This window comes from Enterococcus sp. AZ078 (assembly GCF_051714985.1).
Lineage (GTDB): Bacteria > Bacillota > Bacilli > Lactobacillales > Enterococcaceae > Enterococcus_B > Enterococcus_B hirae.
The window spans coordinates 1,395,538-1,415,680 of sequence record NZ_JBIOSW010000001.1 but is presented as its reverse complement, the minus strand read 5'-3'; the positions used below and the strand labels follow the sequence as shown (position 1 = coordinate 1,415,680).

The following is a 20,143-nucleotide window of genomic DNA, read 5'->3' as shown; positions in this document are numbered from 1 at the left end:
TTTTAAATTTATATTAATTGAAGTATCATTAACAAAAGGAGGCGATTAGCGTGCTTAATATTTATTTTGTGTTTGGCGTACCCGCTTTTTTATTGATTCTCTATCTCATTTTTGCGTATATACGTAAAAAAACGACCATCCGCTATCTTGGATTTATCTTGTTAATTATTGCTAGTTTCATGCTCGTGTTTAACTTACAGACATGGCAACAAGCACTACTTGAAATGGAGCAAGCTTCCTCTCGATCTTTATCAGATCAATTAGGTTATCCGATCTACTTGATTTGGATTCCCATTACTGTTGCTGGTTTTCTCGTCTTATTAAACCTTTTTCGTGCTTGGCGCCGACTAAAACAGTTAAGAAAAAAAACAGGATAAAAACGTGCATTCTCTTGTAGCTGGTTGGTAAAGTTAGCATTGCTTAACTTGACACGCTACAACAGAATGCACGTTTAACTATCATTAATATGTTAAACTACAGGATATTTATTTTTCAAATATAAATAAACAGGGATTCCGACTAATGTCAAAGCGATTCCGCTAAATGCTAAAAGTGTTTGTGTCAGTAACGTACTAACCACGATAAAAGCACCACCAAGAATGGCGATTAGCGGAATGATTGGGTATAGCGGAACTTTATAAGGCCTTTCAAGTTTTGGAGCTGTTTTTCTCAATATAATTACACCTACAAATACCATCGTATAAAAAATCCAAATCACAAAAACAAGCATATCCGTCAGCATATCAAATCCACCAACCATCATCATACCGATTGCAATCACTAGTTCCAAAACACCAGCAACCACTGGAATCTTCGTTCGATCGTTCAATTTTCCTAAGTGGTGACTGAAAGGTAACCGTTTTTCTTGGGCCATCACATAGGGCAGGCGCATCCCAGTAAGTGTATAGCCATTGATTGTTCCATAGACTGAAATCAAAATCCCGACAGTTACAAGTTTCCCACCTACGCCACCAAAAATCATGGTAGCCACTTCGCTAGCAGCATTACTGTTGCCACTGATTCCTCCAATCGAAGCTGTTTTTAAAAAGACAGTATTAACGAATAAATAAACAACCATAATCCCGATGATTCCTATAGAAATGGCTTTTGGTAAATCTTTTGCCGGTTTTTTTAATTCTCCTGCAATGTTTCCAACGTGAATCCAACCATCATAAGCAAACATTGTCGCTAACAAGCCCGCACCTAATGCTGAAAACAATGGCAGATCTTTTCCTGATTCTATGGGAAACAGCTGAAACTCTACTCCACCGCTGCGAAATAAGCCAAACAAGACGATGACTGCCAGTGGGATCAATTTACAGATTAAGGTAATGGATTGAAAAGTTCCACCAACTTTTGATCCTAAAAAATTGATCAGCATGATCGTCACAGCGGCTATAATAGCGATGGGGACAATCCATTGCTGTTCTAAGGCAAATAAGTTCACAAATTGTGTCCCAAAGATGATTGATAGTGCCGCTACATTTGCAGGAAAGTAAATCACAACTTGTGCCCAACCTAACAAAAAAGCAGCCGTTTGACCATAGGTTCGTTCGATATATTTGACCATACCACCTGTTTCGGGGATCGCTGCGGCAAGTTCTGCACCAGTTAAACCTGCACAGACGGAGATGATCCCTCCCAAAAACCAAGAAAGCATATGTAAACTAACTGATCCTGTAACTTCCGCGACACTCGCTGCTTTAAAGAATACTCCCGCTCCAATCACTGTTCCCATCACAGTCGATAAAGCAGTAAAAAAGCCCATCGTTCGCTTTAGTTCGACTTTGTTTTTTTCAACCGATACTTGGTTACGTTCCATCGCTTATCCTCCCTTTATCGTAAACTCCCCACCACTCGATCGGAAGTTTACGATAAACTATAGTAATTAGACTGTTGCTGTCAATTTCTCTTGCAACTTGGTCAACATATCTTGAGTCATTTTATCTAGGTCGTAACGTGGTTGAAAGCCCCACTCTTTTTGCGCACAACTAATATCTAATGAATTTGGCCAAGAGTCTGCGATCGATTGTCGCACTGGATCAACTGCATAGTCCATTTCAAAATCAGGAAACACTTTTTTGATTGACGCTTTGATTTCTTCTGGTTCAAAAGACATCGCAGAGATATTGAATGCATTGCGATGAACTAAATTTTTAGGATCAGCATTCATCAACTGAACAATCGCCTCAATGGCATCTGGCATGTACATCATGTCCATAGCTGTACCACGATCAATAAAGCACGTGTATTTTCCTTCTTTGATAGCTGAATAATAAATATCCACTGCATAGTCCGTTGTCCCACCACCAGGTAAAGTTTTATAAGAAATCAATCCTGGGAAGCGTACACCTCGTGTATCTACACCATACTTTGTATAATAGTAGTCACACAAAAGCTCGCCTGCGACTTTTGTCACGCCATACATTGTTGTTGGTCGTTGGAGTGTATCTTGAGGAGTCTCATCTTTTGGTGTATTAGGTCCAAAAGCGCCGATTGAACTTGGCGTGAAGAATTTTAACTTAAATTCTCTTGCGACTTCCAGCGCATTGACTAACCCAACCATATTGAGGTCCCAAGCGAACTTTGGTTTTGCTTCAGCGACAGCTGATAAAAGCGCTGCTAAATGAATCAAAGTATCTACTTGATATTTTTCGACTAACGCTCGCATTTTTTCGTAATCCATGACGTCTAAAATTTCAAATAGTTCACCATCTTCTAGCTTTTCAGGCATACGAATATCCGTTGCGACAACATTTTCATTACCCAAATCTTCCCTTAAACGTAAAACTAATTCCGATCCGATTTGTCCAAGGCAGCCAGTAACTAATACTTTTTTCATACAAACACTCCTTTTTAGTTCATTTTCACTATCTATTAAAAATAAATGCTACCTACATTTCATTGACGAGCAAAATATAAAAAAGGTGATTCTTCGATTTTCACAGAAATACAACCGAAACGCTCTATCCTGTGATCGTCTTTCTCTTAGATTTCAGGCGAGATCGTTTCTACTAAATCAAATGATGCCCATTTCATTTCCGACTTTTTGGTAAATCGCTACAGCATGATCGAGCATTTCTTTGGTATGAGCTGCAGTTGGCATATTACGAACACGACCTGTTCCCAATGGTACGGTTGGATAAACGATTGGTTTCACATATAGTCCATTTTCAATCAACTTTTTAGAAAATTGTTGTGTTAGACTCTCATCGCCAAGTATCACTGGAGTGATTGGTGTTTCCGACACGCCGATGTCATACCCGATTTTTTTCAGTTCTTCTTTGAAATAAATGGCATTTTCCCAAACTTTTTCGACTAATTCTGGATGATCTTGCATCAGTTGAATCGATGCTAGAGCAGCGCCAGCAGCACCTGGTGTAAGTGATGTTGAAAACAAGAAAGGACGTCCTCGTGATTTTAACCAGTCGATCAACGATTTAGATCCTGCGACATAGCCACCAACGACACCGATTGCTTTAGACAATGTACCCATTTGCATGTCAATTTTATGTTGGAGACCAAAATGCTTCACTGTGCCGGCTCCTTTTCCCATCACTCCAGAACCATGGGCATCATCCACATAAGTAATCAACCCGTATTTTTCGGCAATTGGGATCATATCGGGTAAATTAGCTACATCGCCATCCATTGAAAAAACACCGTCTGTGATATACATGATTTTGTTATATTTCCCACTATTTACCGCTTCTTTTGCTTTTTCTTCTAGATCGTTCATATCTTGATGCTTAACACGAACGATTTTGGCACCAGAGAGGCGACATCCATCGATGATCGAAGCATGATTCAATTCATCTGATAAGATCGCATCCTCCTTAGTCATAATGGCTGAAATAGCTCCCATATTACAATTGAAGCCTGATTGAAAAGCAATCGCTGCTTCTGTACCTTTAAATTCTGCAATTTTATTCTCTAATTCTTGATGGATACGTAATGTGCCATTAATTGTTCGGACAGCACCTGCGCCGACACCATAGCGATTCGTTGCGTCGATACACGCTTGTTTCAGCTCCACTCGATCAGCAAACCCCAAATAATTATTCGATGCTAGATTGATCAAATTTTTCCCTGCTACCTCAATGATCGCACCATTTGCACCTTCAAGGATATCAATCGTGTTGTATAGTCCCTTTTCCTTCAATAAAGCCAGTTCCTGTTCTAAATAAGTTGACAATACTTCAGAAGACATGTCTCCACCCCCATTTTTCTAACCTTCAAGGTTGAGGAACGAATATGCAGCCTTTCGTTCCTGTTTATAAGTATACCTTTTCTGATAGCGCTTACACAAATTATGAGAGTTATTTAACTGAGTATTTTCTTACATAACAAAACAATCGGTACTCCACTAACGAAATATTTTTTTACTTATTTTAGTAACTATCGTTATTTTTAAGAGGATCACATCTAGCTAATATCAACCCTTAACTTAATCAACTTTCCAATAAATATTCCATATATTCTGAATTTTCCGCCATTAGTTAGCCTTGTTTTTTGTTATGAAATAAAAAAACGAATATTCTATTTGTATATTAAATTCTTTTAATGTTTGCTTCTCTAGCTATATATTACTTGGTCCAAGGCGCTTACCTGTAGCTATTTTAAGGAGTCTTTCTCCCAACACAAAAAACGTTCCCTATGGTCATCAGTTACTACTCATGACCACAAGAAGAGACTGAGACAAACCTTGCCTCAGTCTCTTCTGGTCTCTCTAAAAACGGATAAACGGCGTTCAAAGAGCTGACCTTCGGCGATAAGTCAAAAAATCTCAAAACATGGGGAGCTGTTTCGAGATTTTCATCCTTAATGCTCCTGCGATTACTCGTCGCAGTTTTTACTTGGTGAGCGCTCAGGTCAAGGCACTCTTTTCACGACCTCTGATTCACGGTGAGACAAAAGTAGCATCTTCGGAAAATTTGCCGAAATTTACCAAAAATTTGAGAAGCACCAAGTAGGTAACAATCAACATCAAAAACGAGTTTTTGTGTTTCTTGTCAATTTTCGGAAATTCCTTCTTATTTCTTGATGCTAAACACTTTTGTCTCAACCTCCTGTTGCCAACCAGCTTTCGGGAGTAAAATCAGGGTCTCCTACTGACCATTCATTGAAGAATTCATCAATAAATTCCCGCATAAAGGCTTCTCGTCGTTTTGCTTCCTTTATACCATATGGGGTGTTCATCCTATCTGGTAATAAGAACAATTTTTCGTAAAAATGATTGATCACAGTAGACCCTTTGCGATAATCTTTTTTATTTTGATAACTGATTGGGTGCCGACTTTCATCAAAAATGGGATGGCCATGTCCACCACCAAAATAAGCCGTACGCAAAATACCAATTGCTCCTAAGGCTTCAAGACGATCTGCATCTTGAACAATTTTTCCTTCAATAGATAATGCCATTCCTTCACCTGACAATCCTTTTGAAAAAGACAGGTTATCAATAATCAAAAAGATTGATTCAATGGTTGCATCTGATAGCTCTAAACGTTGCAAAAATTGATGTAACTCTGCTTTTGCTTTCGTTTCATCGGCTACTACTTTATCATCGATCGTATCATGTAAATAAGCAGAAGCAAGAGTAATCAATGGATCAGCTTGCGGTTCAGTTGCTAAAATTTTCTCTGCTAATTTAACGACTCGTACCGTATGATCAATCCCGTGTCCAGTTTGATCCATTGCTAATTGCTTGAAACTGTAATCAGCAATTTCCTGAAGTTTCTCCATTTATTTTCCTTCTTTCTCGCTACTGAATTCAGCTACTTGATAGACCGAAAAATAGATTTTTTTCATGTAATCGATCAAATACTGCGGATTTAGCGCCTCACCGGTTGCATCCTGAATCAATTGCGTTGGTTTTCTAGATGCACCATATTGATGGATCTTTTCTTTCATCCATTCTTTGATTGGTCGATAATCATCGGATGCTAACACTTCATCGATCGAAAGCTCTTTTTCTAATGCGTGAAGCAGTTGCGCAGCATACATATATCCTAAAGCATAAGATGGGAAGTAACCAAAACTAGCTCCTGACCAGTGGACATCTTGCAAGATTCCTTCTAAATCATTCGCAGGTCGTATTCCTAGATATTCCTCATACTTTTGATTCCAAATAGTTGGTAATTGAGCCACGTCCACGCCCTCATTGAAAATCATTTTCTCAATTTCATAACGAATAATGATATGCAATGGATACGTTAAACTATCTGCTTCAATTCGGATCAAGCTTGCTTGGGTTTGTTTCAGCGAGCGATAAAAGTCAGTAAATGAAATATCATCGAATGTTCCTTCTGCACATTGTTGGAAAAATGGATATTGTTTTTCCCAGAAACTTCGATTGCTACCAATGATGATCTCATTGAACAGTGATTGAGATTCGTGGATTCCCATCGAAGTACCTTGGTAAATCGGAGTATAAGCAAATTTTTCGTCAATATCTTGCTCATACATTCCATGACCAGCTTCATGGATCACGCCAAAGACTGCCATTTTAAAGTCATGTTCATTCCAACGAGTCGTAATACGTGCATCATTATGATTGATCCCGATCATAAAAGGGTGGATTGTGTCATCTAAACGTCCTCTTGAGAAATCATAACCTAACTGTTCAATCACGCCTGTGACAAACCTTTTTTGTTGGGCTTTAGTCATTTTTCGAGAAAGAAAAGAGGTATCTGGTTCATGCCCTTTTTCTGCTAAGTTTTTTCTAATTTCCATGATCCCTTCTTTTACTTGTTGGAAAACACGATCTAAGATTTCAACAGACATCCCTGGTTCATATTGGTTTAGTAACACATCATAATCAGTTGCTTCGTCTTTTTTCCAATAGGGGATCAACTGTTTTGTTAACTCAATATTTTTAGTCAATGCTTCTTGAAAATCCGCAAAATTTTTCGTTTCACGAGATTGCTGCCATTGCACCTGTGCGGTAGAAGTTGCTGCTGTCAATGCAGTCATCAATTCTTCAGGAACTTTATATTCAAGTTCATAGTCTTCTTTGACCTTCTCGAACACGATTTTTCCCGTTTCAGATAATTCATTGGGATGTTCAGAAAAATATTGGATGGCTTCTTTGATCTTAGGTCCAATTTTCTTTGAGAAATAAAGACTATAAAGATAACTATTGACTTCACTACGATCCTCACTCGCTTTTTCTGGCATACCCGTTTGGATATCCCAATCTAAAATGCCCAAGGTTTGTTGCAAGAAATTGATTTCTTTTAGTTCTTTCATCAATTCTTTTTCATTCATCATTTATTCCTCCATCCATCCCATATAATTTTAAATCGTTTTGTCTTTTCTTGGTGGCCGCGTTCCCCAGTATTGGAAGAGATCAGTCCGTAAAGCTCCGTTATACAGTTTACGTTTTTTAGTAGCTTTTTGCCCATAATACTCTTCAAAAGTAAGGTCACTTGTCAAAATGTATTTACTCCATGTCTTTAATGGACGGAAAACATCGCCCATTTCTTCATACAAGCGACGAACCGTTTCTTCTTCACCTAAACGCTCTCCATAAGGCGGATTCGCGACGATTACGCCGTATTCTTTATCCGTTTTGAAATCTTTGACTGCTTGTTGTTTAAACGTGATTGAAGAGCCTAAGCCAATTTCTTCCGCATTCGCTTTAGCAATTTCGATCATCCGCCCATTGATATCAGAACCTGTGATATCGAGTTCAATATCATAGTCTGCTTGCTCTTCTGCCAATGCTCGAACATTTTCCATAACATCTTTACTAAACCAATCCCATGATTCACAAGCAAATTCACGATTAAATCCTGGTGCAATGTTGTGTCCAATCAAGGCAGCTTCGATGCAGATCGTACCAGAACCACACACTGGATCATAAAACGGACGATCTTTTCGCCAATTTGTCAACATCACTAAAGCGGCTGCCATGTTTTCTTTCAACGGTGCGCCACCTTTTTCCAAACGATATCCCCGTTTGAACAAACTAGGACCAGTTGTGTCTAGTGTGATCATGACATGATCTTTTAGTAAAGCGACTTCTAATTGAAAATGTGCGCCTGTCTCCGTTAATGGAACAGATGCCGGACGGTGATAATACTTACGCAATCGTTCAACGATCGCTTTTTTAGTGATCGCCTGACAATCAGGTGTACTATAAAGCTTAGACTTGATTGATTTTCCTGCAACCGGAAATTCAGCATCTAAAGGCAGAAAGTCTTCCCAAGGTAATGCTTTGACTTTCTCGAATAGTTCATCAAAGGTAAACGCATCAAATTCCCCAACAACGATCTTTACCCGGTCAGCTGTTCGTAACCATAAATTTGCTGTAGCGATCGTTTCCATCGTTCCTTTGAAACGTGCCCGTCCATTTTCAACTTGACAATCAATGCCTAAGTCACGTAGTTCTTTTCCAACAAGGGCTTCTAACCCACTTGCAGCCGTTGCCACAAGATTAAATTCTCTAGTCGTATCCATACTTATCTCCTTATAAGAAAAGCTGAACGTGGTCGTCCAGCTTTTTGTAAAATCAAACCGAAAAATGAATCAGTATTTTTTTCATACTTGTCTCTAAATTGCCATTCTTCACTCGTTCATTTTTGTGTTCCTGAACAAACAAGCCATTTATTGAATGGTATAAATCAGTGGTGACACTCTAATGTTAAAAAAAACCTTCACAACATGGTTGGAAGGTATTCCCTGTTATATTGCGGTTTTCTGTAAGCCATGTTCTGTACACTACTTTTCCAGGGAGAAAAAGCAATGTGGTAACCATCTATCTGCAGTTAACCTGCCTTTTTGTCTCGTTCTTAATTCCCAACAAAAAGCGCCCCTACCATTGTTTGGGTTGCTCGCTCGAGGGGTTTACCGCGTTCCACCGAATAAGTTTCCCTATTCGCTTCGTCACTGTGGCACTTTCAAGGATACTTAAGCATAGTTAAAAACCTTAGCTTGTTTTCCTGCCGTTACTCTAATAGAGTACCTTAGCTTATTGTTTCGCTAAGCACGAACACTACAGGCATCACAGCCTGTGCGAGCATGGACTTTCCTCAGCCTGATCATGTCAGACCGCGATTACCCAAAAACCGCAATGTATCATCAATCTTAGAATTGACGTGTCTTTTCGTTATCATCGTCACTTGCATTTGTGTAGTTGTTTGGGTTAGGTTGGGAAACATTCACTGTTGATGATTGTTGATCCAATTTTTTTCCAAATACTTCACGTTCAAGATTTGACAAACGTTTCAAGATATCGAAATTTGTGACTGCTGCACTTTTCGGTGTTTCAACTTGTTGAACACGCGTTTGTGCTGCTCCTTGTGTTTTTGATAATTGTGCTACTTTGGCACTTAATTTATCATTTTCTTCTTGTAAAGCAAGGAGTTTTTTGCTGTAAGTTTCATAATCTTTGATGATATTGTCTAAGAATTCATCCACTTCGATGGGATCATAGCCACGCATCTTTGTTTTGAATTCTTGTTGTAAAATGTCTTTAGGACTATAAACCAATTCCGCCATATTTACACCTCTAGTTTTCATTTACATAATAACAGTTTCTACCTATATCATTGTATCGGAAATAACTTGATAAATCAAACACTATCTGAATTATTCACTGAAATTTTGTAAATCATCCATACTGACTAGCCGAATTTCATAAGAATGATCCTGTTGATAGGTTTGCGCCTCTTTCAGAAAATACTGGGTTTTCCCTGGAAACTCAGGATCATAAATCAGTAGACAGCCATCGGTATGGTCAAGTAAAAAACGCGTGTGGTTTCTTAATTGGCTAGGCGACTGATAGGCTTGATGGCTAACTGCTTCAACGTAGTCTGCTAACTGTTCTGCCATTCTTAACTTTTCTTGATTATTCTCATTCCAATTATTTCCAAACTCTTTGAATGGATAGATGATCCCCAACTTTAACTCAGGGTATTCCTGCTTTAATTCAGCAACTACTTCCGTGACCCATGTTTCTATACCCAAGTTTCCACTAGTAAGAACCCATTCAAGTCCTTCTTCGACTAATTGCTGTATCTCTTTTTTTAAGACTTTTTTAATAACCGTTATTTTAGGGTCATTTTCCTTAAAAACCCCAAGTTCAAAACTTCGATAACCGGAAATATACATCACTTTTAATCGGTCCATTTGAGTTTCCTTTTCTTTCTTGATTCTTTTTTGCTATAATGTTGGCTAGGAGTGTGATTAAAATGGTTTTACGCTATCCAAACGGCCAACCCTATCATAAGAATGCCTCTTTAAAGGAAAAAGTTCAAGAAAAAAGAGAATCAGCCATTGAATTTGGCAATCGAGGGATGCGTTTTGAAGAAGCAATTAACGAAAGTAACCAGTATTACTTAGCGCACCAAGTAGCTGTTATCCATAAAAAACCAACCCCCATTCAAATTGTTAAAGTAGATTATCCTCGACGTAGCGCCGCTGTTATTAAGGAAGCTTATTTCTCACAGGCCTCCACAACAGATTATAACGGTGTATATCGAGGTTTCTATTTGGATTTTGAAGCGAAAGAAACAAAGAATAAGACATCTTTTCCCTTCAAAAATTTCCATGCGCATCAAATTGACCATATGGAAGCTTGTCTAAAGCAACAAGGAATTTGCTTTGTCCTATTATGGTTTTCTACGTTGAAGCGTTGCTTTTATTTAGATAGTACTTATCTGATCGATTATTGGCATGCGCAAAATGATCAGGGGAAAAAGTCGCTTCCGCTTTCATTGATCGAAAAAATAGGGATCGAGATCCAAACAGGTTTTTCGCCACGTATCCCTTATCTAAAAGCGGTAGATCAATACTTATCAACATTAACTATCGAAGGAGATCGCAAGAATGGCAAATGAGCAAACAAGAACTTCCAGACGAAACAGTCCCTCTTCTTCTAAAAAGACGAGTCAAACAAGAAATAAAACTTCTGGCAAAGGTTCCGGGCATAAGAAGCGTGGGCTTTTCATCCGTATCATCTTGATTTTATTTTCTTTGATTTGTATCGCTTTCCTAGCCGGTGTCGGATTATTTTGGTTTTATGCAAAAGATGCTCCAAAATTAACGGACACTGCATTAGATGCGACTGTTTCTTCTAAACTTTACACACAAAATGGCGAATTATTTGAAGATTTAGGAGCAGAAAAAAGAGAAAAGATTACCGCAAACGAATTGCCGAAAACGTTAGAAAACGCCATCGTTTCTGTTGAAGATCGTCGTTTCTATAAACATATCGGGATCGACCCAGTTCGGATCGTCGGCTCTGCACTTTCTAACTTTACTTCTGGCGGACTTCAAGGTGGTAGTACATTGACCCAACAATTGATTAAGCTCTCCTACTTCTCTACCAACGCTTCAGATCAAACCTTGAAACGAAAAGCACAAGAAGCTTGGTTAGCTGTAAAATTAGAACAACAAAAATCAAAACAAGAAATATTGACTTACTATGTGAACAAAGTCTATATGTCCAACGGATTATACGGAATGGAAACGGCAGCAGAAAATTATTTTGGTAAAAGATTACCAGAACTTTCATTACCACAGACTGCTTTGTTAGCTGGAATGCCACAAGCGCCTTCTGCCTATGACCCATACCAATATCCAGAACAAGCCAAAAAACGGCGAGATACTGTTTTATATACCATGTTACAAAACAAGAAAATCTCTCAATCAGAATATGATGCTGCAGTGAATACACCAATCGATGATGGTCTTCAAGAGATGAAAAAAGAAGATGATAATTCAAAAATCGTTGATAATTATGTCAAAGAAGTCATCAATGAAGTTCAAGAAAAAACGGATAAAAATGTATTTACTGATGGATTGGATATCTATACTAACTTAGATCTAGACGCACAAAAACATCTTTATGATATTGTCAACACTGATGACTATGTCAACTATCCTGATGATGAAATGCAAGTTGCTTCTACGTTGATCGATGTCAATACTGGTCAAGTAAAAGCGCAAATTGGCGGTCGCCATATTGCAGAAGATGTCACACTAGGTATGAACTTAGCTGTTAATACTTCTCGTGACTTCGGTTCGACGATGAAACCAGTCACAGATTATGGCCCAGCTTTTGAATATCTAAAATACTCTACAGGAAAAACGATCAGTGATGCTCCTTATAACTATGAAGGAACCTCAACACCAGTAGGCAACTGGGATAACCGCTTTATGGGGACGATCACCTTAAGACAAGCCTTGTATCTTTCCAGGAACGTTCCAGCTGTCAAATTGTTTAATGAAGTCGGCGCAGATAAAGTCAGCACCTTTTTAAAAGATCTTGGAATCGAATATAGTACGATCCATCAATCAAATGCGATTTCAAGTAACACAGAAAAACAAGACGGCACAAAATATGGCGCTTCTTCCTTAAAAATGGCGGCTGCCTATGCTGCTTTCGCTAACGGAGGAACGTATTATAAACCACAATATGTCAATAAGATCGTCTTCCAAGACGGCACAGAAGAAACGTTCGATCCCGATGGTAATACAGCTATGTCTCCAGAAACAGCCTATATGGTCACAGATATTTTAAAAGATACATTAACAAAAGGAACTGGGACGAATGCGTTGATTCCTGGATTATACCAAGCTGGGAAAACCGGGACTTCCAACTATACGGATGATGAGTACGCAAAATTAGGAACTTCTAGCGGTGTGTATCCTGATATTTTATTTGCTGGTTATACACCAAACTACGCCATCTCAGTATGGACCGGTTATAACAACAAAATGACACCTGTCACCTCCGCTTCGTCTCATGTTGCTTCTGATGTTTATCGAGAATTAATGAAATATGTATCATCCAGCGTCACAAATAGCGATTGGCAAATGCCTAGCGGACTGGTAAGATCTGGCGGTGAATTATACTTTACCGATCAACTCAAGAAAACACCAAGTACGACGATCCCTTCAACAACGGTGCCATCTTCATCAGTGACACTGGTACCTGAAAGTTCGACACCGGTATCTTCTTCGTCGGAATCGACAGAAACTTCAACAACTGAGTCATCTGCCGAATCTTCGACATCGGTAGATAGTTCAAGTGAAAAAAATGATTCAAGTAGTTCAGCTGAAACGCCAGAAAATAGCAGCAGTAGTCAAAGCTCTTCATCTTCGGCAACTCCTGAGTCATCCACGACACCACCAGCGCAAACACCTCCGGAGAACAATGCACAGTCCGGACAGTCCTCTAGTCGTTCAACGTCTTCTGGCACATAACAAAAAAGGAAGTTGAGAAAAACCTCAACTTCCTTTTTTTATCTTTTATTTTACGTTCAATGTTTTTTCTTTCATTCTGTTTTTTCCATCTTGACACATGTCTAACAAGGGGCAAACTTCACACCGTGGACTTCTTGCCGTGCAATGATAACGACCAAAAAATATTAAAGTGTGGTGAGTCTTGACCCATAATTCTTTTGGTACTTTGCGCATCAGCGTTTCTTCTACTTCCAACACCGAGGCATTCAACTTACAAATCCTTAAACGTTTTGTTACTCTCTCGACATGAGTATCCACAGCAATTGCTGGTATACCAAAAGCATCACCTAAAACGACATTCGCTGTCTTTCGTCCAACTCCTGGAAGAGAAATCAATTCTTCTCTAGTTTGAGGAACTTGACCTGAAAAGCGATCCATCAATTGTTGGGCACATGCTTTGATATTTTTTGCTTTATTGCGGTAAAGACCAATCGTTTTGATCTTAGGGATAATGTCATCAATCGGAGCCGCAGCCAACTTTTCAGGAGTTGGAAAAGCTTCAAAAAGAGCTGGGGTCGCTTTATTAACTGAGACATCGGTTGCTTGAGCACTGAGTATGACAGCAATCAACAGTTCATAAGGGTTTCGATGTTTTAATTCACCATGTGCTTCTGGGAACATGTCGTACATTTTTGTCAAGGCTTCCATTGTTTTTTGTTTACTTAACATATTATTCCTCCAGCCAATTTTTCAACGTAACTTTTGGCAAGGCTTCTGGTTGTGCGTTAGTGGTTTCCACTTCTTTTTGTAACATTTGTTGTTTTCGTCTTTTTTGATCTTCTTCTACTTGTTGCTTCGTCTTTAAATTTTTACGTTCCCAAGACAACAAGATTCGATCCACATAGTTAAAACTATACGCTTGATTCAAAACAGCCTCACGTAAAGCAAGTTTCAGAATTTCCGGTTGATAATGATCTTCTTCTAACCATTGACCGATCCGTTGAAATTCGATGGCTGACAATGGGCGACCAAATTCCTGTTCAAATAACTGATAAACAGACTGCACCATTTTTTCTTGACTTAAATCAGCTTGTTTTTGATTTTGACTTTCCAAAAAATTCCCTAAAATTTCATATATAGGATATAGATTGTAACGATCAGCTTGCTTACCATCAATTGTTGCTGTTTCAATTTTAATAAACCCATTACTGATCAAGTGATTTAAAATTTGATAGATACGCTCTTGTTTGACACCCATATCCAACGCAATCGAGTGTAAATCTGGGAAAAAGTCTCCTTCGAGTTGCGCCCTTTGCAATTGCAAAATAAATAAAAACTCTTCTGCTTGTAATCCGATACGATGATAATTTTTTAACAACAAGTTCGATATCGTTGTTTGTCCTGCTTTTAAGTAATTTTCTAAGTTCAACATGATTTTTCCCTCACTTCAAATCCAGTATACGGAAAAAGCTTGTTCGAGGCAAGGTAGCTTTCCTTTACTTCTATATGTTTTTTATTTTTTGTTTCACTTTTTCACTTTTCGGAATAAATATAATATTCGCTCTATCAAAGAGCATCTGCCGTCGCAAAAAAAGCCAGGTCTCCCAATCATCAGTCGATTGAAAAACCTGAACTTTTTTTAAATGATTAGAGAACTGCTTATTTATCTTCTTCCGTTTGCAAGACGTAAGGTTCTCCTTCATAAGTATACTCCGTATTGATTGTTCCGTCGTTTTCATCTGAATAAACGCGACGACTGAATGGGAAACGATGAGAATTGCCATCTTTTGCTACTTCCCCACTCATTAGATAGTAATCCTCTTGTGTTTCATTCAATTGGTTGATTACTTGATCTGCTAATTGATCGACATTGATCGTTTCATCTTTTGCTTCTTTTTTATAATCATCCAGAAATGCTGCTTGTTGTACAAAATATTCTTTTTCCATTATTTGATTGCTCCTTCGTTATCGTTTGACATGATTTTCATCATCCTATATTTATTTTGTCAGAAAACGAATTGAAAGACAACTTATAGCTTTTATGTCTAAGAATTAAAAGAATACTTTATCTCAAAATAATATTAAATTTTGTCTACTTTGTTATCTATGTGCTTATTTAGACCTAAATTTTTTCAAACTACTTCCTCACTTATCCCCTTACAAACCTAGGCATATTAAAAAGACGCTATTTTTTAAATATAGAAAACAGTAATTTTTCAAATTATTTCATTCAATTGATAGACTTGACTATCTATATACTTTCACTTGGATTTGACATCCATTTTACTGTAATAATCAATACAATCGTTTTTTTTGTTATTGCTGACGCTTAGATTTTTATCATCTGATGTCAGTTGTTTTCTTGTATGTAATTCATTTTTCACACTAGCATTTATACTAGCATTTCTTGTTAAATGATGAAGATTCTTACGGATATTTTCTTCATCAAGTATTCCTTTTAAAATCTCCCCCAAGTTTGGTAATTGCCTTTTTGACGAGGTGAACACCTTAAAATTATCAAACGATTGACTTTTTTTGAAAGTAAGCGGCGAACTTGAGTCGTTGATTATACTATTGGTAAAACTTGCTGTAAATTCTCCCTGAGAGTATTCCAAAAAATAATAGGGGTTTTCAGCAATTCTTTTTTCTCGTTGTTCTTTAAGCTCTAAATAAACGTTATATAGATGAGTCAACGCACTGACTTGTTTTTTATTAAATCTCGCTTCTTTTATAAAAGCTTCAAGTAACATCTTACGATTATCTCTGGTATTTCCTACCTTTGGCTTAATTGTTCTACTTTTTAATTCTACTGGTAGTTTTTTTAACCCAGTAGCTATTGTCTCTTGAAAAATAGATTTCTGACTGTTGTAGAGAACGACTCTAAAAGTCCCAAAAAGTTCTTTAACCGTACAATTTGCCATTCCATTATATCCCCTCATACTAAGGTTGAGGTATGTAGGGTCTATTTTTTCTTCGCCTAATTGCTGAATAACTTTTGCTGTATTGCAACGACTATCTTTGTGATGTTCAAATTTTGTCTGGAAAATGATTTTACTTAAAGTACTTAATTTTTCTGGAAGAATCGTTGTGAATACACCTGATGGACGATCACTGTTCGTATCTTCCAATTTATCAATCATCGCTACTAAATAATGTCCTTCTTTTCTATAAAGGATTAATCCAAATACATGATCCTGAATTTTTTTAGTGATATATGCTGGAAAAATTATAAAATCTGTTGGATCATCTTTTTTCATGTTTTCCATCATTTGCTGTAACTCTTTGGGATTTTTCATTTCATAAAATTTAATCGTTCTTTTCAAGGAATCAATGATTGCTGGTTTTTTCTCTCGGTCAATCAATGCTTCCTGTTCATCATTTTCAAGCATTTTAATAAAAGTTGAGAATAACAATTGATAATTTTTTTTTCCTTCTTCACCGACTGCTTTAAAATCTCCTGCATCAGCCAACCCATAAGCTAGTGCCAACAACATATAAGATCGTTCAAACAAGTTCATAACATCACTCCTGATTAGAATAGTTGAATTTTATCATATAAAAAAGAAACAAAAGAATCTTTTTTTCTTATCTTTAGAAAAAAAGATTCTTTTGTTTCGATAATACCAGTTGATACCTTTACGTTAAAAAAAGAGTCCAAGACGAAAAGTCGTCTTAGACTCGTTGATAGCTATAAAGCGAATAAACAATGTTCAACCATTCGCTGATTGCTTATTGAGCAGTTTCGATCTCGCCCAATGCAGCTTGTGCCAATAGGTTCAAGTAGTTCCATGGACGGTCAAAATGAGGTTGGAAGAAGAAATCAGATAGCGCTAGATCTTCAACGGTCATTTTATTTTGAACAGCCAGTGACATCGTATTTGCTGATTGAGTGATATCATATTTCGACATGAATTGGGCACCGACAATGCGGTTTGTCCCTTTTTCATAAACCAATTCCATCATCACTTTTTCATTTGTCGGCATGAATTCTGGACGATAATTGTCTTCAAAGACCGTTGCTTGGACTTCTAAATTATTCATAGGTGCGCTCTCTTTTGTCACCCCTGTTGAACCAATCGTCCAACCAAATAGGTAAAGTCCAGACGTCCCTTGCGTTCCACGATACGCCATTTTATGTTCAGTCAAGTTATTTCCTACCAACAATCCTTGACGAACTGCGTTAGTTGCCAAAGGAATATAATTTTGGGTACCACTTGGGTTATAACTTACTACAGCAGAATCCCCTGCAGCAAAGATATCTGGATCACTTGTTTGCATGTATTCATTAACTTTGATGGCTCCATTAGGTAACGTATCAACTTTTCCATCAACTAATGTCGTATTTGGTCTAAAACCAACACATAAGATGACCATGTCCGCGTCAAAAGTTTCTTTAGCAGTTGCTACTTGTTTCACTTTACCCTCTTCATCCGCAATAAACTCAGAAACATTTTCACCTAATGCTAGAGTAACTCCACGGTCGACAAGTTCTTTTTCTAATACATCTGTGAATGGTTTATCAAGATATTTATTTAAAATACGATCTAAACCATCAATCAATGTAACTTGTTTACCAGATTCAACAAAAGCTTCGACTAATTCGATACCGATATAACCGCCACCTACGATGACCACCCGTTTGGCATCTTCTGCTTGTGCAATAATTTCATTTGCTTGGTTATAGTTTTTACATAACAAAATATTTTTTGATTCAATTCCTTTGATTGGCGGAATGATTGGCCAAGAGCCAGTAGTCATTACCAATTTATCATAAGAAACTGTTTCAACTTCACCAGTTTTTAGATCTTTGGCTGTCACAGTTTTCTTTTCAGTATCCACGTCAGTTACATCATGTTCCATTTTTACAGTTGCACCTAAAGAATGTAGTTCTTCAGGATTAGAATAGAATAAACCGGCTGGGTCTTTTACTACACCACCCACGTATAATGCGATCCCACATGATAAAAAGGAAATATTATCATTTCGCTCGTACACAGTAACATCCGCTTCTGGGTGATTTTTTAAGATACTTTTAACAGCTGCTGTACCCGCATGCGTGCAGCCAATTACTACAACTTTCATATGTGAATCCCTCCGATTAACGATTTGTCCTTCGACAAGTTTAAATATAGCAAAAATAAAACGGATACAACAGTTTAATGCTTGTGAATTCACAAATTCAACCTTGTTGTTTTCTGTTCATTCTCCTGCGCAATTGCTGATTACTCCACGATTTACTTGTGAAAACAAAAACATATACTATAACCTTTGTGAAAGAAAGAGAAAAAAATAAAAAAAAGTCAGTGATTTGTTTATCAAACTGACTAATTTTTTATTTTTTCATATTTTTATCAATACTTTCAGCAAACTAAATCGCTTGTTCTTTTTGACACTCAGGACAGCGACCATATAATTCCAAACGATGCTCATTGATCTCAAAGTTCGTCAATCGACCAGCTGCCATTTCGATATCCGCTAAATCAGGATAATGAAAATCGACGATCTTTCCACAATTTTCGCATATCACATGATAGTGACGTTTTGAACTAAAATCGAATCGACTAGATGAATCCCCAAATTTCATCTCTTGTACAAAGCCAATTGAAGTAAACAATCTTAAATTGTTATAAACTGTTGCCACACTCATATTCGGAAAACGATCTTCCAGAGCACGATAAATTTCGTCAGCAGTCGGATGTGAATGATGTTCAATCAGATACTCTAAAACTGCATACCTCTGAGGTGTGATCCGTATATTTTCCTTTTTCAATTTTTCGATTGTTTCTTCAACTAATAGTTTATTCTCCATTTTTAACACCCCGCGTTGTTATTCTCGTCCTATCATACTATTTTTACTTTTTAAAATCTACTTTTCATGAAAAGAAATTTCAAATTAATCATAATATTGCGAAAAAAGACGCAATTAAGGAAAAAATCTCCTTAATTACGTCTAAATGTTGTGGTAAGAATTCTTTACATTTCTTGATAAAGAGCTGTTGACAAATAACGTTCTCCGTTATCTGGGACAACCGCTAAGACTTTTTTCCCTTTACCTAACACTTTCGCTTCTGCCAAAGCAGCAGCAATCGCTGCGCCTGATGAAATGCCTACTAAGATTCCTTCTTTTTTTCCAACTTCTCTAGCAGTGGCTAACGCTTGATCCCCTGTTACAGAAACTACCCGATCATAGACGCTCGTATCCAAAGTATCTGGCACAAACCCTGTCCCAATTCCTTGAATTTTATGTGGTCCTGCTTCTTTCCCTTCTAAAATCGCTGATTCGGCTGGTTCAACTCCAATGATTTCAATTGCTGGATAGACTCGCTTCAACTCTTTACCAGCACCAGAAATCGTTCCTCCAGTGCCAATCCCTGCTACAAAAGCATCTAACCCATTCACACCAAACGCCTCTTGAATCTCATGTCCAGTTGTTTTCTCATGGATAGAAGGATTGGCTGGATTTTCAAACTGAAGCGGCAAGAAGTAGTCATTTTCCGCTGCTAAACGTTTCGCTTCTTTGATTGAGCCACTGATTCCATCCTTACCTGGCGTGAGCAGTAATTCAGCACCATAACCTTTCATCAATAAGCGTCGTTCGATACTCATCGTTTCTGGCATCACGATGATCACTTTATACCCTTTAGCTACCCCAACCATGGCTAATCCGATCCCTGTATTTCCTGAAGTCGGTTCGATGATTGTGTCTCCTGGCTTAAGAAGGCCATCCCGTTCTGCTTTTTCAATCATACTTAATGCAATCCGGTCTTTTACGCTGCCACCAGGATTAAAAAATTCCAATTTCACATAAACTTCCGCTGAATCTTCTGGAACCAAATGATTAAGCTTAACGATCGGTGTCTGACCAATCAATTCTGTAATCGAATGATAAATTTGTGTCATTTTAAGTTCCTCCTTAATATTTTCTTCTATTCAATGATAATACAACTAA

The 20,143-nt window shown here is 37.7% G+C and carries 18 protein-coding genes and 1 other RNA gene; 3 read left to right on the top strand and 16 right to left on the bottom strand.

Annotation, left to right across the window (positions count from 1 at the left end; translation table 11 throughout):
• The first annotated feature begins 50 nt into the window (after nt 1-50).
• On the top strand, nt 51-377 hold the full coding sequence (locus tag IGJ18_RS06620) for a hypothetical protein (RefSeq protein ID WP_010719236.1): 327 nt from the start codon (nt 51-53) through the stop codon (nt 375-377).
• A 92-nt stretch (nt 378-469) separates the two neighbouring features.
• Here the strand turns inward: IGJ18_RS06620 and IGJ18_RS06615 are convergent, their stop codons facing one another.
• From IGJ18_RS06615 to IGJ18_RS06575, 9 genes are all read right to left on the bottom strand, one after another.
• Nucleotides 470-1,822 carry an APC family permease gene (locus IGJ18_RS06615; protein WP_010719237.1) on the bottom strand — a complete coding sequence of 451 codons (1,353 nt, stop codon included), beginning with the start codon at nt 1,820-1,822 and terminating at the stop codon, nt 470-472.
• Between the two features lie 66 nt (nt 1,823-1,888).
• Nucleotides 1,889-2,842 carry an L-threonine 3-dehydrogenase gene (locus IGJ18_RS06610; RefSeq protein ID WP_034697831.1) on the bottom strand — a complete coding sequence of 318 codons (954 nt, stop codon included), beginning with the start codon at nt 2,840-2,842 and terminating at the stop codon, nt 1,889-1,891.
• A gap of 177 nt (nt 2,843-3,019) precedes the next feature.
• Nucleotides 3,020-4,210: a glycine C-acetyltransferase gene (locus tag IGJ18_RS06605; RefSeq protein WP_438843046.1), complete on the bottom strand. Its 1,191-nt coding sequence runs from the start codon at nt 4,208-4,210 to the stop codon at nt 3,020-3,022.
• 851 nt (nt 4,211-5,061) lie between these two features.
• Entirely contained in the window at nt 5,062-5,745 is a 684-nt protein-coding gene (locus IGJ18_RS06600; protein WP_081129026.1) for an HD domain-containing protein, read from the bottom strand.
• Nucleotides 5,746-7,269 (bottom strand): carboxypeptidase M32, encoded by a 1,524-nt coding sequence (locus tag IGJ18_RS06595; protein ID WP_438843045.1) that lies wholly within the window; start codon nt 7,267-7,269, stop codon nt 5,746-5,748.
• Between the two features lie 30 nt (nt 7,270-7,299).
• Complete coding sequence (locus IGJ18_RS06590) at nt 7,300-8,463, bottom strand: THUMP domain-containing class I SAM-dependent RNA methyltransferase (protein WP_010737516.1); 1,164 nt, start codon at nt 8,461-8,463, stop codon at nt 7,300-7,302.
• Between the two features lie 238 nt (nt 8,464-8,701).
• An RNA gene (rnpB, locus tag IGJ18_RS06585) (RNase P RNA component class B) lies at nt 8,702-9,072 on the bottom strand.
• An 18-nt stretch (nt 9,073-9,090) separates the two neighbouring features.
• Nucleotides 9,091-9,504 carry a cell division regulator GpsB gene (gpsB, locus tag IGJ18_RS06580; protein WP_010719243.1) on the bottom strand — a complete coding sequence of 138 codons (414 nt, stop codon included), beginning with the start codon at nt 9,502-9,504 and terminating at the stop codon, nt 9,091-9,093.
• Nucleotides 9,505-9,594: 90 nt separating this feature from the next.
• Entirely contained in the window at nt 9,595-10,134 is a 540-nt protein-coding gene (locus tag IGJ18_RS06575; RefSeq protein ID WP_063627065.1) for a DUF1273 domain-containing protein, read from the bottom strand.
• Between the two features lie 62 nt (nt 10,135-10,196).
• On the opposite strand from IGJ18_RS06575, the gene recU reads away from it, so the two are divergent.
• Both recU and IGJ18_RS06565 read left to right on the top strand, forming a co-directional pair.
• Nucleotides 10,197-10,844: a Holliday junction resolvase RecU gene (gene recU, locus IGJ18_RS06570; RefSeq protein ID WP_010719245.1), complete on the top strand. Its 648-nt coding sequence runs from the start codon at nt 10,197-10,199 to the stop codon at nt 10,842-10,844.
• On the top strand, nt 10,834-13,215 hold the full coding sequence (locus IGJ18_RS06565) for a PBP1A family penicillin-binding protein (RefSeq protein ID WP_010719246.1): 2,382 nt from the start codon (nt 10,834-10,836) through the stop codon (nt 13,213-13,215). The genes recU and IGJ18_RS06565 overlap by 11 nt, the downstream gene beginning before the upstream one ends.
• A gap of 45 nt (nt 13,216-13,260) precedes the next feature.
• Here IGJ18_RS06565 and nth read toward each other — a convergent pair whose 3' ends face one another.
• The 7 genes from nth to cysK form a co-directional block, all read right to left on the bottom strand.
• Entirely contained in the window at nt 13,261-13,923 is a 663-nt protein-coding gene (gene nth, locus IGJ18_RS06560) for an endonuclease III (RefSeq protein WP_010737512.1), read from the bottom strand.
• 1 nt (nt 13,924) lies between these two features.
• Nucleotides 13,925-14,626 carry a DnaD domain protein gene (locus IGJ18_RS06555; RefSeq protein WP_010737511.1) on the bottom strand — a complete coding sequence of 234 codons (702 nt, stop codon included), beginning with the start codon at nt 14,624-14,626 and terminating at the stop codon, nt 13,925-13,927.
• A gap of 227 nt (nt 14,627-14,853) precedes the next feature.
• Nucleotides 14,854-15,141, bottom strand: coding sequence for a DUF5960 family protein (locus tag IGJ18_RS06550; RefSeq protein WP_014834686.1), 288 nt, complete (start codon nt 15,139-15,141; stop codon nt 14,854-14,856).
• Between the two features lie 314 nt (nt 15,142-15,455).
• Complete coding sequence (locus IGJ18_RS06545; protein WP_053766071.1) at nt 15,456-16,712, bottom strand: hypothetical protein; 1,257 nt, start codon at nt 16,710-16,712, stop codon at nt 15,456-15,458.
• Nucleotides 16,713-16,923: 211 nt separating this feature from the next.
• Nucleotides 16,924-18,276, bottom strand: coding sequence for an NADH oxidase (locus IGJ18_RS06540; protein WP_010737508.1), 1,353 nt, complete (start codon nt 18,274-18,276; stop codon nt 16,924-16,926).
• Nucleotides 18,277-18,562: 286 nt separating this feature from the next.
• Nucleotides 18,563-19,003 carry a Fur family transcriptional regulator gene (locus IGJ18_RS06535; RefSeq protein WP_010719254.1) on the bottom strand — a complete coding sequence of 147 codons (441 nt, stop codon included), beginning with the start codon at nt 19,001-19,003 and terminating at the stop codon, nt 18,563-18,565.
• Nucleotides 19,004-19,167: 164 nt separating this feature from the next.
• Complete coding sequence (gene cysK, locus IGJ18_RS06530; RefSeq protein ID WP_010719255.1) at nt 19,168-20,094, bottom strand: cysteine synthase A; 927 nt, start codon at nt 20,092-20,094, stop codon at nt 19,168-19,170.
• Between the last annotated feature and the right edge of the window lie 49 nt (nt 20,095-20,143).